The organism is Micrococcus sp. APC 4021, from assembly GCF_030407635.1.
Classification (GTDB): Bacteria; Actinomycetota; Actinomycetes; order Actinomycetales; family Micrococcaceae; genus Micrococcus; species Micrococcus luteus.
The window spans coordinates 1-15,175 of sequence record NZ_JASDCZ010000052.1; the positions used below are offsets into that span (position 1 = coordinate 1).

The 15,175-nt window shown below is 73.2% G+C and carries 13 protein-coding genes; all 13 read left to right on the forward strand.

The window, feature by feature from the left end:
* On the forward strand, positions 1–1,228 hold a 1,228-nt coding region (locus QL983_RS06300; protein WP_356767970.1), incomplete at its 5' end, for an amidohydrolase family protein.
* A 290-nt stretch (positions 1,229–1,518) separates the two neighbouring features.
* On the forward strand, positions 1,519–3,420 hold the full coding sequence (locus QL983_RS06305; RefSeq protein WP_036312965.1) for an acetolactate synthase large subunit: 1,902 nt from the start codon (positions 1,519–1,521) through the stop codon (positions 3,418–3,420).
* A 12-nt stretch (positions 3,421–3,432) separates the two neighbouring features.
* Positions 3,433–3,942, forward strand: coding sequence for an acetolactate synthase small subunit (gene ilvN / locus QL983_RS06310; protein ID WP_002854209.1), 510 nt, complete (start codon positions 3,433–3,435; stop codon positions 3,940–3,942).
* Positions 3,943–3,977: 35 nt separating this feature from the next.
* Positions 3,978–5,009 carry a ketol-acid reductoisomerase gene (gene ilvC, locus QL983_RS06315; RefSeq protein ID WP_010078979.1) on the forward strand — a complete coding sequence of 344 codons (1,032 nt, stop codon included), beginning with the start codon at positions 3,978–3,980 and terminating at the stop codon, positions 5,007–5,009.
* A gap of 149 nt (positions 5,010–5,158) precedes the next feature.
* Entirely contained in the window at positions 5,159–6,754 is a 1,596-nt protein-coding gene (serA, locus tag QL983_RS06320) for a phosphoglycerate dehydrogenase (protein WP_044659180.1), read from the forward strand.
* 102 nt (positions 6,755–6,856) lie between these two features.
* Positions 6,857–7,099, forward strand: a complete 243-nt coding sequence (locus QL983_RS06325) for a hypothetical protein (RefSeq protein ID WP_290151890.1) — start codon at positions 6,857–6,859, stop codon at positions 7,097–7,099.
* Positions 7,100–7,270: 171 nt separating this feature from the next.
* A complete protein-coding gene (locus QL983_RS06330; RefSeq protein WP_290151892.1) occupies positions 7,271–7,546 on the forward strand; it encodes a hypothetical protein in 276 nt (91 codons plus the stop codon).
* Positions 7,539–9,164 (forward strand): methionine--tRNA ligase, encoded by a 1,626-nt coding sequence (gene metG / locus QL983_RS06335; RefSeq protein ID WP_216886470.1) that lies wholly within the window; start codon positions 7,539–7,541, stop codon positions 9,162–9,164. Before QL983_RS06330 ends, metG begins: the two co-directional genes overlap by 8 nt.
* A gap of 71 nt (positions 9,165–9,235) precedes the next feature.
* Entirely contained in the window at positions 9,236–10,312 is a 1,077-nt protein-coding gene (locus QL983_RS06340; RefSeq protein WP_036312952.1) for a 3-isopropylmalate dehydrogenase, read from the forward strand.
* A gap of 145 nt (positions 10,313–10,457) precedes the next feature.
* Positions 10,458–11,549 carry a branched-chain amino acid aminotransferase gene (locus QL983_RS06345; RefSeq protein ID WP_036312949.1) on the forward strand — a complete coding sequence of 364 codons (1,092 nt, stop codon included), beginning with the start codon at positions 10,458–10,460 and terminating at the stop codon, positions 11,547–11,549.
* A gap of 25 nt (positions 11,550–11,574) precedes the next feature.
* Entirely contained in the window at positions 11,575–13,836 is a 2,262-nt protein-coding gene (locus QL983_RS06350) for a carbon starvation CstA family protein (RefSeq protein WP_230297461.1), read from the forward strand.
* 1 nt (position 13,837) lies between these two features.
* Positions 13,838–14,083: a YbdD/YjiX family protein gene (locus QL983_RS06355; RefSeq protein ID WP_069941574.1), complete on the forward strand. Its 246-nt coding sequence runs from the start codon at positions 13,838–13,840 to the stop codon at positions 14,081–14,083.
* A 184-nt stretch (positions 14,084–14,267) separates the two neighbouring features.
* The gene (locus QL983_RS06360) at positions 14,268–15,062 is read left to right on the forward strand and encodes a fumarylacetoacetate hydrolase family protein (RefSeq protein WP_036312940.1); all 795 of its coding nucleotides are present in this window, start codon (positions 14,268–14,270) and stop codon (positions 15,060–15,062) included.
* Positions 15,063–15,175: the final 113 nt, after the last annotated feature.

Genomic DNA, 15,175 nt, shown 5'->3' on the forward strand with positions numbered 1-15,175 from the left:
TGCATCCGTGCCCGCCTCGGTCCCTCACCGGCCGCGCGCCGAGCAGGCGCCGCAGGCCGCCGCGTCCCCGTCGGTGCTGCGCGCGGACCGCGTCCATGACGGCGAGCGCCTCGGCGGCCCCGGCTGGATCGCCCTGGCCGAGGGCCGGGTGGTGGCCGTCGGGACCGGGGACCCGCCGCGCACCCACGGCCCCGTCCACGACCTCGGCGACGCCCTCCTCGCTCCCGGCTGCGTGGACGTGCACTGCCACGGCGGCGGCGGACACGCCGTCGAGTCCGGCGCGGCCGCGGCACGCGCGGCGGCCGCGGCCCACGCCCGCGCGGGCACGACCACGGTCGTGGCCTCCCTCGTCACGGACGAGGTCGACGCGCTCGCGGCGCAGCTGACGGCCCTGACGCCCCTGTGCGCAGAGGGGGTGCTGGCCGGCGTGCACCTCGAGGGTCCCTGGCTCTCGCCCCGGCACCGCGGCGCGCACCGGGCCGCGTCGCTGCGGGCTCCGGAGCCCGAGGACGTCGCTCGCCTCGTCGAGGTCGGCGCGGGCCACCTGGCGATGGTCACGCTGGCCCCCGAGCTGCCCGGGGCCCTCGACGCGGTGGGCCGGCTGGCGGAGGCGGGCGTCGTCGTCGCGATCGGCCACACGGACGCCTCCTACGAGACCACGCGCGCGGCGATCGATGCGGGGGCGCGGATGGCCACGCACCTGCACAACGCGTGCCGGCCCACCCACCATCGCGAGCCCGGGCCGGCCGTCGCCCTGCTGGAGGACCCGCGCGTGGGGATCGAGACCATCGTGGGCGGCGTCCACCTGCATCCGGCCACGGTGCGGCGGGTCGCCCGGGAAGCCGGGGAGCGGTGGATCCTCGTCTCGGACGCGATGGCCGCCGCCGGCTGCGGCGACGGCGAGTTCCCCCTCGGGCCGCTGCGGGTCCAGGTCCACGACGGCGTCGCGCGGGTGGTCGGCGCGGATGGCGCAGCCGGGGCCATCGCCGGGTCCACGGCCACGGTCGCCGGCTCGGTGCGCTCCGCCGTCGCCGCCGGGGTCGACCTCGACGCCGCGCTGCGGGCGGCCACGGCCGCGCCCGCGGACGCCCTGGGGCTCCCCGACGTCGGCCGGCTCCGAGTCGGGAGCCGAGCGGACGCCGTCGTCTTCGGCCCGGAGCTCGAGGTGCGCGGGGTGCTCCGTCACGGAACGTGGGTGAAGGCGGCCGCCCCCGCGGTGGCTGACTAGGGTGGGCTCAGGCCCGGGATCCGACCCCGACCGCCCGGTCGTCTCACGATGTGACGCTTTATCTCACATTGCGAGACAGGCGGGTGGTCGATGGCGGACGGGGCGCATGGCTGTCGATACTGATACCACCCCGAAGGACCCGGCGGCCCGTGTCCCCACCTCAGACTCCGCCACGCCGGCCCGATCCGTCATCGACGCGGCCACGGTCCCCGACGCCCGACGGATCCGAACGACGACCGTCCGACGCCCCCGCGACGGACACGCAGCGACGAACGCAGTGAGGTGACCCCATGAGCACGACCCCCCGCGACGCCCGCGCGGCGGTCCCGCAGGTCCCGACGCCGGCCTCCCACCCGACGGAGACCGCCCGGGTCCAGGAGCGCCGTCCGGCCCCCCGGCCCGAGATCGTCGAGCCGCGGGTGCCCGGCGAGGGCTCCCGCGTCGAGCCGACCCGGATGACCGGCTCCGAGGGCATCATCCGCTCCCTGGAGGAGCTGGGGGTCACGGACGTGTTCGGGCTGCCCGGCGGCGCCATCCTGCCGACCTACGACCCGCTCATGGACTCCGATCGGATCCGCCACATCCTGGTGCGCCACGAGCAGGGTGCCGGTCACGCGGCGCAGGGCTACCACCTGGCCACCGGCAAGGTCGGCGTGGCCATCGCCACCTCCGGTCCCGGCGCCACCAACCTGGTGACCGCCATCGCGGACGCCCACATGGACTCCCAGGCGGTCGTGTTCATCACCGGCCAGGTCTCCTCCGCCGCGATCGGCACGGATGCCTTCCAGGAGGCGGACATCGTGGGCATCACGATGCCCATCACCAAGCACTCCCGGCTCGTGACCCGGCCCGAGGACGTCCCCCAGGCCCTCGCCGAGGCGTTCCACATCGCCGCCACGGGCCGGCCCGGGCCCGTGCTCGTGGACGTCACCAAGGACGCCCAGCAGGGCGAGTTCGAGTTCGCGTGGCCGCCCCGGATCGACCTGCCCGGCTACCGCCCCGTCCTGCGCGGCCACCCCCGGCAGATCCGCGAGGCCGCCCGGCTGATCCGCGAGGCCCGGCGCCCCGTGCTGTACGTGGGCGGCGGCGTGGCCCGCGGCGAGGCCCACGAGGAGCTGCGCGCCCTCGCCGAGCTCACGGGCGCCCCGGTGGTCACCACCCTCACCGCCCGCGGCGTCTTCCCCGACTCGCACCCCCAGCACCTGGGCATGCCGGGCATGCACGGCGGCGTCCCCGCCGTGGCCGCGCTCCAGCAGGCCGACCTGCTGATCACGCTCGGCGCCCGCTTCGACGACCGCGTGACCGGTCACCTGCCCTCGTTCGCCCCCGGCGCCCGCGTGATCCACGCGGACATCGACCCGGCCGAGATCTCCAAGAACCGCACCGCGGACGTGCCGATCGTCGGCCACGTCAAGGAGATCATCCCGGACCTGGTGGCCGAGCTCGCGACGGACACCGAGGCGCTGCCCGACCTCGCCGACTGGTGGGCGGTGCTGCGGCGCCTGCAGGAGACCTACCCGATGGGCTGGACCGAGACCGAGGACGGCCTCCTCGCGCCCCAGGAGGTGATCTCGCGTCTGTCGGCCCTGTCCGGCCCCGAGGCCACCTACGTGGCCGGCGTCGGCCAGCACCAGATGTGGGCCAGCCAGTTCGTCGCCTACGAGCGCCCGCGCCAGTGGCTCAACTCGGCCGGCCTCGGGACGATGGGCTTCGCCGTCCCCGCCGCGATGGGGGCGCAGGTGGGCGAGCCCGACCGCGTGGTCTGGGCCATCGACGGCGACGGCTGCTTCCAGATGACCAACCAGGAGCTCGCCACGTGCGTGATCAACCGCATCCCCATCAAGATCGCGGTGATCAACAACTCCTCGCTGGGCATGGTGCGCCAGTGGCAGACCCTCTTCTACGACGGGCGCTACTCGAACACGGACCTGAACACGGGCCACGACACCGCCCGGGTGCCGGACTTCGTCAAGCTCGCCGACGCCTACGGCGCCGCGGGCCTGCGCTGCGACCGCCGGGAGGACCTGGACGACACCATCCGCCAGGCCCTCGCCATCGACGACCGCCCCGTGATCGTGGACTTCGTGGTCTCCCGTGACGCCATGGTCTGGCCGATGGTCCCCGCGGGGGTCAGCAACGACGCGATCCAGGTGGCCCGGGACATGACGCCCGACTGGGACCAGGAAGACTGAGGAGGGCAACCGATGGAACGCCACACCCTGTCCGTGCTCGTCGAGGACGTGCCCGGCACCCTGACCCGCGTGGCCGGCCTCTTCGCCCGGCGCGCGTTCAACATCCACTCGCTGGCCGTGGGCGTCACGGAGGTCGAGGGCCTGTCCCGGATCACCGTGGTCGTCGACGCCGACACGGACCTGCTCGAGCAGGTCACCAAGCAGCTGAACAAGCTGATCAACGTGATCAAGGTCGTCGAGCTCACGCCCGACTCCTCCGTTCAGCGCGACCACCTGCTCGTGAAGGTGCGCGCCGATGCGGCCACCCGCGGCCAGGTCGTCCAGGCGGCCGACCTGTTCCGCGCCCACGTCGTCGACGTGGCCCCGGAGTCCCTGACCCTCGAGGCCACCGGCACCCGTGACAAGCTCGAGGCCTTCCTCGAGATGATGGAGCCCTACGGTGTGCGCGAGCTCGTCCGCTCGGGCACCCTCGCCCTCGCCCGGGGGCCGCGGTCCATGACCGACCGCGCCCTGGCCCGCTGACCGTCCCGATCCACCCATCCCGTGAGGAGAACAGCATGACCGTGAAGAAGTTCTACGACGACGACGCCGACCTGTCGATCATCCAGGGCCGCACCGTGGCCGTCATCGGCTACGGCTCCCAGGGCCACGCCCACGCCCTGTCGCTGCGCGACTCCGGCGTGGACGTGCGCATCGGCCTCGCCGAGGGCTCCAAGTCCCGCGCCAAGGCCGAGGCCGAGGGCCTGCGCGTCGTCGACGTCGCCACCGCCGCCGCCGAGGCCGACCTGATCATGATCCTCACCCCGGACCAGGTCCAGGCCGACGTGTACGACCAGCACATCGCCGGCAACCTGCAGGAGGGTGACGCCCTCTTCTTCGCGCACGGCTTCAACGTGCGCTTCGGCTACATCCAGGCCCCCGAGGGCGTCGACGTCGCCCTGGTCGCCCCCAAGGGCCCGGGCCACGTGGTGCGCCGCGAGTTCGAGGCCGGCCGCGGCGTGCCCGCGCTGATCGCCGTCGAGAAGGACGCCTCCGGCCAGGCCCACGCCCTCGCCCTGTCCTACGCCAAGGCCGTGGGCGGCACCCGCGCCGGCGTCATCGAGACGACCTTCACCGAGGAGACCGAGACCGACCTGTTCGGCGAGCAGGCCGTGCTCTGCGGCGGCGCCTCCCAGCTCGTGCAGTACGGCTTCGAGACCCTCACCGAGGCCGGCTACCAGCCCGAGATCGCCTACTTCGAGGTGCTGCACGAGCTGAAGCTCATCGTCGACCTCATGGTCGAGGGCGGCATCGCCAAGCAGCGCTGGTCCATCTCCGACACCGCGGAGTACGGCGACTACGTCTCCGGCCCCCGCGTCATCACCCCCGACGTGAAGGAGAACATGAAGGCGGTCCTCGCCGACATCCAGTCCGGCGCCTTCGCGCAGCGCTTCATGGACGACCAGAAGGCCGGTGCGCCCGAGTTCAAGGAGCTCCGCGCCCGGGGCGAGGCCCACCCGATCGAGAAGACCGGCCGCGAGCTGCGCCAGATGTTCTCCTGGCTCAAGGACGCGGACGACGACTACACCGAGGGCACGGCGGCCCGCTGAGCCGCCTGAGCCCCCGACGCCGGCCCCGGGCATCGCGCTCCGGGGCCGGCGTCGCATTCCGGCCACGGTCCGGTCACGCGTCTAGGCTCGAACCGGAGCGCGGGCCGGCCCGCCTCCCATCCCACCGCACCACACCTCCAGGAGCACCCGTGAGCGCAGCCCAGCCCGTCGTCCTGATCGCCGAGGAACTCTCGCCCGCCACCGTCGAGGCCCTCGGCCCCGACTTCGAGATCCGCCGCACGGACGGCGCCGACCGCGCCCGACTCCTCGAGGACCTGCGCGACGTCGACGCGGTGCTGATCCGCTCGGCCACCCAGATGGACGCCGAGGCGATCGCCGCCGCGCCGCAGCTGAAGGTCATCGCGCGCGCCGGCGTCGGGCTGGACAACGTGGACGTGCCCGCCGCCACCGAGGCCGGCGTCATGGTCGTCAACGCGCCGACGTCGAACATCATCTCCGCCGCCGAGCTCACCTGCGGCCACATCCTGGCCGCCGCCCGCAACATCGCGGCCGCCCACGGCTCGCTGAAGGCGGGGGAGTGGAAGCGTTCGAAGTACACGGGCGTCGAGCTGTACGGCAAGCGGCTGGGCGTGATCGGCCTGGGCCGCATCGGCGCGCTCGTGGCCGAGCGCATGAAGGCGTTCGGCATGGAGATCCTCGCCTACGACCCCTACGTGACCACCGCCCGCGCGCAGCAGCTCGGCGCGAGCCTCGTCGAGCTGGACGAGCTGCTCGAGCGCGCCGACGTGGTCACGATCCACATGCCCAAGACCCCCGAGACGGTCGGCATGATCGGCGATGAGCAGTTCGCCCGCATGAAGGACACCGCGATCATCGTGAACGTGGCCCGCGGCGGCCTCGTGGACGAGGACGCCCTCGCCCGCGCGCTCGAGGCCGGGACCATCGGGGGTGCCGGCATCGACGTGTTCAGCTCCGAGCCGGCCACGGACCTGGCGTTCTTCGCCCACGACTCCGCCGTCGTCACCCCCCACCTGGGCGCCTCGACCGCCGAGGCCCAGGAGAAGGCGGGCGTCGCCGTCGCCGGCTCCGTGCGCCTGGCCCTCTCCGGCGAGCTCGTGCCGGACGCCGTGAACGTGGCCGGCGGCGCGATCCACGAGGACGTGCGCCCCGGCCTGCCGCTGGCCGAGAAGCTGGGCCGCGTGCTCACCGCGCTGGTGGGCGAGCAGTCCATCACGGCCGTCGAGGTGGAGATCGCCGGGGAGATCGCCGAGCACGACGTCTCCGCGATGCGCCTGGCCGCCCTGAAGGGCGTGTTCACGGACATCGTCTCGGACCAGGTCTCCTACGTGAACGCCCCCGTGCTGGCCGAGCAGCGCGGCGTCGAGTGCCGCCTCACCACCACCGCGGTGTCCGAGTCCTACCGCAACACCGTCACGGTGCGCGCCGCGACCGCGCAGGGCGCCCAGACCGCCGTCACCGGCACTCTCACCGGCCCGCGCCAGGTGCAGAAGCTCGTGGGCGTGGACCGGCACGAGCTGGAGGTGCCGCTGGCCGACCACCTGCTCGTGTTCGCCTATCAGGACCGCCCGGGCGTCATCGGCGTCCTGGGCCAGGCCCTCGGGGTGCAGGGCGTGAACATCGCCGGCATGGACGTCTCGCGCGACGACGAGGGCGCCGCCCTGGCCGTGCTGACCCTGGACGGGGCGCTGTCCGGGGACACCGCGGCCACGCTGGCCGCGGCCATCGGCGCCGCCCGTGCGGCCGAGGTGGACCTCTCCGTCTGACCCGTCGACGCCTGGGCGGGCAACGCGGGGCCGGCGCGCGGTCGGGGCGGGCTGATCGGCGTCAGCGTCCTGCTCGCCGCCTGGTCGTTCGCCCTCCCCTTCGTGTTCGGGCTGGGCCCGCGGCAGGTGCCGTGGTGGCGCGAGGTCTTCGACGTGAACCACGAGGCCAACCTCACGGCGTGGTGGAGCTCGGGCCTGCTCCTGCTGGGGGCCGCGGGCTTCACCACGGTGGGTCTCGTGCGTCGCGCGCTGGGGGCGGATCGGCGGCGGAGCCTGCTCGCGTGGCTGACCCCCGCGGCCCTGCTGGCGGCCATGAGCCTGGACGAATCGACGCAGATCCACTAGCAGGCCGGCCGGCTGTGGGAGGCCCTGCCGTTCGCGGGGGAGAACCCGCTGCCCGCGTTCCAGTGGCTGATCCTCGGCGCGCCGGCCGCGATCGTCGTCCTCGGGCTGCTCGCGCTGTGCACCGTCGCCCTGCCCCGCCGGACCCGAGCGCTGACGGTGGCGGGCGGCGCGGTGTTCTTCGTCGGCGCGATCGTCCTCGAGGCGGTGCCGCTCGTCTTCGGGATCGGGCGCAGCACCCTGGCCTACCACGTGGCGACGCACGCGGAGGAGCTGACCGAGATGATCGGGGCGTCCGTGCTCGTGGTGGCCCCGTGGGCCCACCTCCACCTGCGGCCTGCGCCGGGCCATCTGCAGGTGACCGCCGACGGCGTCCCGGACGTCGGCGCGGACGACGTCGTCCTCGGCGCGGGCCCCGGGCCCGCCGCTAGACTCGACGACTGTGACTGACGCCCGCGCCCCGTACTACCTGACCACGGCCATCTCCTACCCGAACGGCGAGCCGCACATCGGCCACGCCTACGAGTACATCGCCTCGGACGCGATGGCCCGCTTCCAGCGGCTCGACGGGCGGGACGTGCGCTTCCTGACCGGCACGGACGAGCACGGCCAGAAGATGGAGCAGACGGCGCAGCAGCAGGGCGTGAGCGCCCTCGAGCTGGCCACGCGCAACGCCGCCGTCTTCAGGGAGATGGACGACGACGTCCTGGACATCTCCTACGACCGCTTCATCCGCACCACGGACACGGACCACGCCGAGGCCGTCCGCGAGATCTGGCGGCGGATGGAGGCCAACGGGGACATCTACCTCGGCTCCTACGCCGGCTGGTACTCCGTGCGGGACGAACGCTACTTCGGCGAGGACGAGACCGAGGTGGGTCAGGACGGGGTGCGCCGCGCCGTCGAGACCGGCACCGAGGTGACGTGGACGGAGGAGGAGTCCTACTTCTTCCGCCTGTCCAAGTACCAGCAGCCGCTGCTGGACCACTACCGCGAGCACCCGGACTTCGCCGCCCCCCGGTACCGCTTCAACGAGGTCATCCGCTTCGTGGAGGCCGGGCTCGAGGACCTGTCCATCTCCCGGACCTCCTTCCAGTGGGGCATCGACCTGCCGGCGCCCGCGGACCCCGACGCCGCCGACGCCGACCGGCGCGCCGACCACGTCACCTACGTCTGGGTCGACGCGTTGACGAACTACCTCACCGGCGCGGGCTGGCCCGCCGAGGACCCGGAGGCGTTCGCGCGCTACTGGCCGGCGGACCTGCACGTGATCGGCAAGGACATCTCCCGGTTCCACTGCATCTTCTGGCCCGCGTTCCTCATGTCGGCCGGCCTCGAGCTGCCGCGCCGCGTCATGATCCACGGCTTCCTGAACAACAACGGGGCCAAGATGTCCAAGTCCCTGGGCAACGTGGTGCACCCGCGGGAATGGGTGGCCCGGTACGGCCTGGACGCCATCCGCTTCTTCCTGCTGCGCGAGTTCCCGTTCGGCGCGGACGGCTCCTACAGCCACGAGGCCGTGGTGAGCCGCAAGAACGCGGACCTGGCCAACAACCTCGGCAACCTCGCCCAGCGCTCGCTGTCCATGGTGGCCAAGAACTGCGGCGCCGCCGTGCCCGAGCCGGGCGAGTTCACCGAGGCGGACCGCGCCGTCCTGGCCCAGGTCGACGCCCTGCTGGAGCGCTCCCGGTCCGCGTACGCGGTGCAGGACTTCCACGACGCGCTCGAGGAGACCTGGCGCGTGCTCGGCGAGGTCAACGCCTACTTCGCGGACCAGGCCCCGTGGGTGCTGCGCAAGACGGACGAGCCGCGCATGCGCACGGTGCTGTACGTGACGTTGCAGGCCGTGCGCCGGGTGGCCCTGCTCGCGCAGCCGGTGATGCCCGGCTCGGCCTCGCGGCTGCTGGACCTGCTCGGCGTCCCCGCCGAGGGCGACGCAGGCCGCACCGGCGCGTCCGGCACCGGCCCGCGGTCCTTCGCCGCGTTCCACGAGGACCTGGTCCCCGGCACGCCGCTGCCCGCCCCGCAGCCGGTCTTCCCGCGCCACGAGGAGCCCGCCGAGGACTGAGTCGGTCCGGAGGGTGAGACCGGGTGTCACACGATGTGGTCCTCACGCGTGCCCCGCGTAGCCTGAGGGCCATGACCGAGACCACACGCAGCTCCGCAGACCCCTTGGACATCGCCGTCATCGGCGGCGACGGCATCGGTCCCGAGGTCACCGACCAGTCCGCCGCCGTCCTGCAGGCGGCGTTGCGTGCCGAGGGGCGTCCGGAGGTCCGGCTCACCCCGTATCCGCTGGGTGCGGAGCACTGGCTCGAGACCGGCGAGGCGCTCACGGACGAGGTCCTTCAGGCCCTGCGCCGCCACGACGCGATCCTGTTCGGGGCCGTCGGCGCCGCGCCCGGGGACGAGCGCATCCCGTCCGGGCTGATCGAGCGCGGCATGCTGCTCAAGCTGCGCTTCGCGCTGGACCACGGCGTGAACCTGCGCCCGGCCACCCTGCTGCCCGGCGCCGTCAGCCCCCTGGCCGCGCCCGGCGAGATCGACTTCACCGTGGTGCGCGAGGGCACGGAGGGGCCGTATGTGGGCAACGGCGGCGCGATCCGCGTGGACACCCCGCACGAGATCGCCACGGAGGTCTCCGTGAACACGGCGTTCGGCGTGCGCCGCGTCGTCGAGGACGCCTTCCGTCGCGCCGACGCGGGCGAGCGCAAGCGCCTCACGCTCGTGCACAAGCACAACGTCCTGGTCCACGCCGGCCACCTGTGGCGCCGCACCGTGGAGTCCGTGGCGGCCGACTTCCCCGCGGTCACCTGGGACTACATGCACGTGGACGCCGCCATGATCTTCCTGGCGACGGACCCGGCCCGCTTCGACGTGATCGTGACGGACAACCTGTTCGGGGACATCATCACGGACCTCGCCGCGGCCGTGACCGGCGGCATCGGGCTCGCCGCCTCCGGCAACATCAACGTCGAGGGCACGGCGCCGTCGATGTTCGAGCCGGTCCACGGCTCCGCCCCGGACATCGCGGGCCAGGGGATCGCCGACCCCGTGGCCGCCATCCTCTCCGCCGCCCTGCTGCTGGAGCACGTGGGCGAGGCCGGCGCGGCGGCGCGCGTGCGCACCGCGGTGTGGGCGCACCTGAGGGACCGGGTGGAGGGCGCGCGGGGCACCACCGCCGAGGTGGGCGCCGACGTCGTCGCGCGGGTCTGACGCGCGGGCCCGGCGCGTCGACGCCGGGTCTAGGATGGGGCGACGGCCTGTGGCGTGTGCCACGCCCGGCGCCGTGGCCCCCGCGCGTCGTGCCCGGCACCGGAGCCGTCCCCATCCGTCACCCGTCACGAGGAGTGATCCCACCGTGTCCGAGACCGTGTTCACGCGGCAACCGCATCTGTCCCCGATGTCCGATCAGCAGCGCGTCGAGATTCTCCAGGACCCCGGTTTCGGCAACGTCTTCACGGACCACATGGTCTCGATCGACTGGACCTGGGACGAGGACGGCGGCGCGTGGCACGACGCCCGCGTGGAGCCCTACGGACCGCTGTCCCTGGACCCCTCGGCCGCGGTGCTGCACTACGGCCAGGAGATCTTCGAGGGCCTGAAGGCCTACCGGCACGAGGACGGCTCGGTGTGGACGTTCCGCCCCGAGGCCAACGCGGCCCGCCTGAACCGCTCCGCCCGCCGCCTGGCCCTGCCGGAGCTGCCCGAGGAGCTGTTCCTCGGCTCGCTGCGGGCCCAGCTCGAGGCGGACCGGGCCTGGGTGCCCACCGGCCCGGGCCAGTCCCTCTACCTGCGCCCCTTCATGTTCGCCTCCGAGGCGTTCCTCGGCGTCCGCCCGGCCCGGCAGGTGCGGTACATGGTGATCGCCTCCCCGGCCGGCAACTACTTCGGCGGCGAGCTCAAGCCGGTGACCATCTGGGTCTCGCGCGACTACGCCCGCGCCGGCAAGGGCGGCATGGGCGCGGCCAAGACCGGCGGCAACTACGCCGCCTCGCTGCTGCCCCAGCTGCAGGCCGCGGCCCAGGGCGCCGACCAGGTCGTGTTCCTCGACCAGTACAACGACGACGCGATCGAGGAGCTCGGCGGCATGAACGTGTTCTTCGTGCACGCCGACGGCCGACTCGTCACCCCGGCGCTCACCGGCACGATCCTCGAGGGCGTCACCCGCTCCTCGATCCTCCAGCTCGGCCGGGACATGGGCCTGACCGTCGAGGAGCGTCGCGTCACCCTCGCCGAGTGGGCCGAGGGCGTCCGCTCGGGCGAGATCACCGAGGTCTTCGCGTGCGGCACCGCCGCCGTCGTGACCCCGATCGGCCGTCTGCTCGACGGCGACGACGTGATCGAGTCCGCCGGCGGGGCCGACGTGGCCCTGAAGATCCGCACCGAGCTCGAGGGCATCCAGACCGGGCGCGTCGAGGACCGCCACGGCTGGCTGCACCGCCTCGTCTGACCCCACCCCACGAACGGAGACCCCCGTGAGCTCGCACCGCTCCTCCGCGGCCGCCGAGGGCGCCCCACTCCCGGCCACGACGCCGGAAGACCTCCCGCCCACCGAGGCCGCCGGCCGGCCCCGCTGGACGCCCGCGAAGATCGCCGTCTGGGTGGCCGTCGCCCTGCTCGGCGGCGTCGCCTGGACCATGCTCGCCCTGCACCGCGGCGAGACGATCAACGCGATCTGGTTCGTGTTCGCCGCCGTGGCGACGTTCGCGATCGGCTACCGCTTCTACTCGAAGTACGTCGAGCGCATGATCGTCCACCCGGACGACACCCGCGCCACCCCGGCCGAGTACCGGGCCGACGGCCGGGACTACGTGGCCACCGACCGCCGCGTGCTCTACGGCCACCACTTCGCGGCCATCGCCGGCGCCGGTCCGCTCGTGGGCCCCGTGCTCGCCGCGCAGATGGGCTACCTGCCCGGCACCATCTGGATCATCGTCGGCGTGATCCTGGCCGGCGCGGTCCAGGACTACCTCGTCCTGTTCTTCTCGATGCGCCGCGGCGGCCGCTCGCTCGGCCAGATGGCCCGGGACGAGCTGGGCCGCGTCGGGGGCACCGCCGCGATCGTCGCGACCCTGCTGATCATGGTGATCATCACGGCCATCCTGGCCCTCGTGGTGGTCAACGCCCTGGGTGAGTCCCCGTGGGGCGTGTTCTCCGTGGCCATGACCATCCCGATCGCGCTCTTCATGGGCGTGTACCTGCGCTGGATCCGCCCGGGCCGCATCACCGAGATCTCCGTGATCGGGTTCGTCCTGCTCCTGGCGGCCATCATCGGCGGCGGCTGGGTGGCCGGGACCGAGTGGGGCGCGGCCCTGTTCACCCTGGACCGCACCACCATCGCCTGGGCCGTGATCATCTACGGGTTCGTCGCGGCCGTGCTGCCCGTGTGGCTGCTGCTCGCTCCGCGCGACTACCTGTCCACCTTCATGAAGATCGGCGTGATCGCCGGTCTCGCGCTGGCCATCGTCGTCGTGCAGCCGCGCATCGGCACCCCCGCGTTCTCCGAGTTCGCCTCGGGCCAGACCGGCCCGGTGTGGCCCGGTTCGCTGTTCCCGTTCCTGTTCGTCACCATCGCGTGCGGTGCGCTCTCCGGCTTCCACGCGCTGATCGCCTCGGGCACGACGCCCAAGATGGTGGAGAAGGAGCGGCAGACCCGCTTCATCGGCTACGGCGGCATGCTCATGGAGGCCTTCGTGGCGGTCATGGCGCTCGTGGCGGCCGTGTCCATCGACCGCGGCATCTACTTCGCCATGAACGCCCCCGCCGCGCTCACCGGCGGCACCCCCGAGACGGCGGCCGCTTGGGTGATGAGCCTGGGCCTGGCCGGCGTGGACGTCACGCCCGAGCAGCTCACCGCGCTGGCGAACCTCGTGGGCGAGGACACGGTCGTCTCCCGCACGGGTGGCGCCCCGACGCTCGCCGTCGGGCTCTCGATCATCATGGGCCAGCTGATCGGCGGCGAGGCCCTCATGGGCTTCTGGTACCACTTCGCCATCATGTTCGAGGCGCTGTTCATCCTCACCGCCGTGGACGCCGGCACCCGCGTGGCCCGCTTCATGCTCCAGGATTCCCTGGGCAACGTGGTCCCGCGCTTCAAGGACACCGGCTGGCGCGTGGGCGCCTGGGTGTGCACCGGCATCATGGTGGCCGCGTGGGGCGCCGTGCTGATCATGGGCGTGACCGACCCGCTGGGCGGCATCAACACGCTGTTCCCGCTGTTCGGCATCGCCAACCAGCTGCTGGCGGCCATCGCGCTCGCGGTGGTCCTGGCGATCGTGGCCGGCCGCCGGCACTTCCGGGGCCTGTGGATCGTGGCGCTGCCGCTGGGCTTCATCACCGTGGTCACCACGGTGGCGAGCTTCCAGAAGATCTTCTCGTCGGTCCCGGCGGTGGGCTACTGGGCGCAGCACAACGCGTTCAAGGACGCGCTGGCCTCGGGCGCCACGAGCTTCGGCGCCGCGAAGTCCGTGCCGGCGATGGAGGCCGTGGTCCGCAACACCTTCATCCAGGGCACGCTCTCCGTCGTCTTCCTGGTGTTGGCGCTGATCGTCATCACGACGTCGGTGCTCGCCACGGTGCGCGCCTTCCGCGGCACCGAGGTCATCGACCACCAGGACCCGTACGTGCCCTCGCAGCGCTTCGCCCCGGCCGGGCTGTTCGCCACGGCCGAGGAGAAGGAGCTGCAGCGGAAGTGGGATGCGCTGCCGGCGGACCGGCAGCCGGTGCGGGGTCACTGACGTGGCCGATCCGCGCGCGACGCCGGCCGGGCCCTCCTCCGCGGAGGGCCCGGCCGGCCCGTCTCGGCCCAGCGTGTGGGCCCGGGCGCGCTGGTGGGTCCGCCAGCTCTCCGGCGAGGGGAAGTACGACGCGTACGTGGCCCACCACCGGGCGCACCATCCGGAACGCGCGCCGATGACCGAGCGGGAGTTCTGGCGGGCCGAGTACGCGCGCCAGGAGGCCAATCCGGGCAGCCGCTGCTGCTGAGCGGTCTCGACCCGCCCCGCACCGCGCCGCGCTGAGCCAGACGAATCCGCCCGCGAGCCAGACGAATCGGTCTCCTCAGGCCGTCCGCCGCGGCCGAATCGTCTGGCTCGCGGCGTCAGCGGGGTCGGCATCGGGTGGGGTGTCCGGCGACGGCGCCCGCCGCTCACCCACTAGGCTGGCGGCCATGCGCATCGCCCGTTTCGTGGACCAGGCCGAACCGACCTACGGCATCGTGGAGGGCCCGGCCGACGCCGACCCCGCCGAGCTGACCGTCACCGCCCTGCAGGGCGACCCGTTCTTCCACGGGATCCAGCCCACCGGCACCACACACCGTCTCGAGGACGTGCGCCTCGTGGCCCCGATCATCCCGCGCTCGAAGATCGTGGGCGTCGGCCGCAACTGGGCCGACCACGCGAAGGAGCTCGGCAACGAGGTCCCCGCCTCGCCGCAGTTCTTCCTCAAGCCGAACACCGCCGTCGTGGGTCCGAACGAGCCCGTGACCCTGCCGAGCTGGTCGGACGAGGTCTCCTACGAGGCCGAGCTCGCCGTCGTCATCGGCACCATCTGCAAGGACGTGCCGGTGAGCCGCGTGGACGACGTCGTCTTCGGCTACACCGTGGGCAACGACCTCACCGCCCGCGACGCCCAGCGCACCGACCTGCAGTGGGCCCGCGCCAAGGGCTTCGACGGCGCCTGCCCGCTGGGCCCGTGGATCGAGACCGAGCTGGACGTGGAGCCGGCCGGCGGCCTGCGCATCACGTCTCGGCTCGACGGCGAGACCCGCCAGGACGGCACGACGGCGGACATGGTCTTCGGCGTCCGCGAGCTCGTGGCCGCGGCCTCGGAGATGTTCACCCTCCTTCCCGGCGACGTGATCCTGACCGGCACCCCGGGCGGGGTCGGGACGGTCCAGGAGGGCCAGCGCGTCGAGGCCGAGGTCGAGGGCATCGGCGTCCTCGCCACCGTCTTCCGCCGCTGACGCGGGCGCCCGACGACGGCGCCCGGGCCCCGCGTAGACTCAGGGGCATCATGACTGACGCCACCGCTCCCGTGTCCGAGAACGCCCCCGCCCCCTTCGCCGACGTCCCCCAG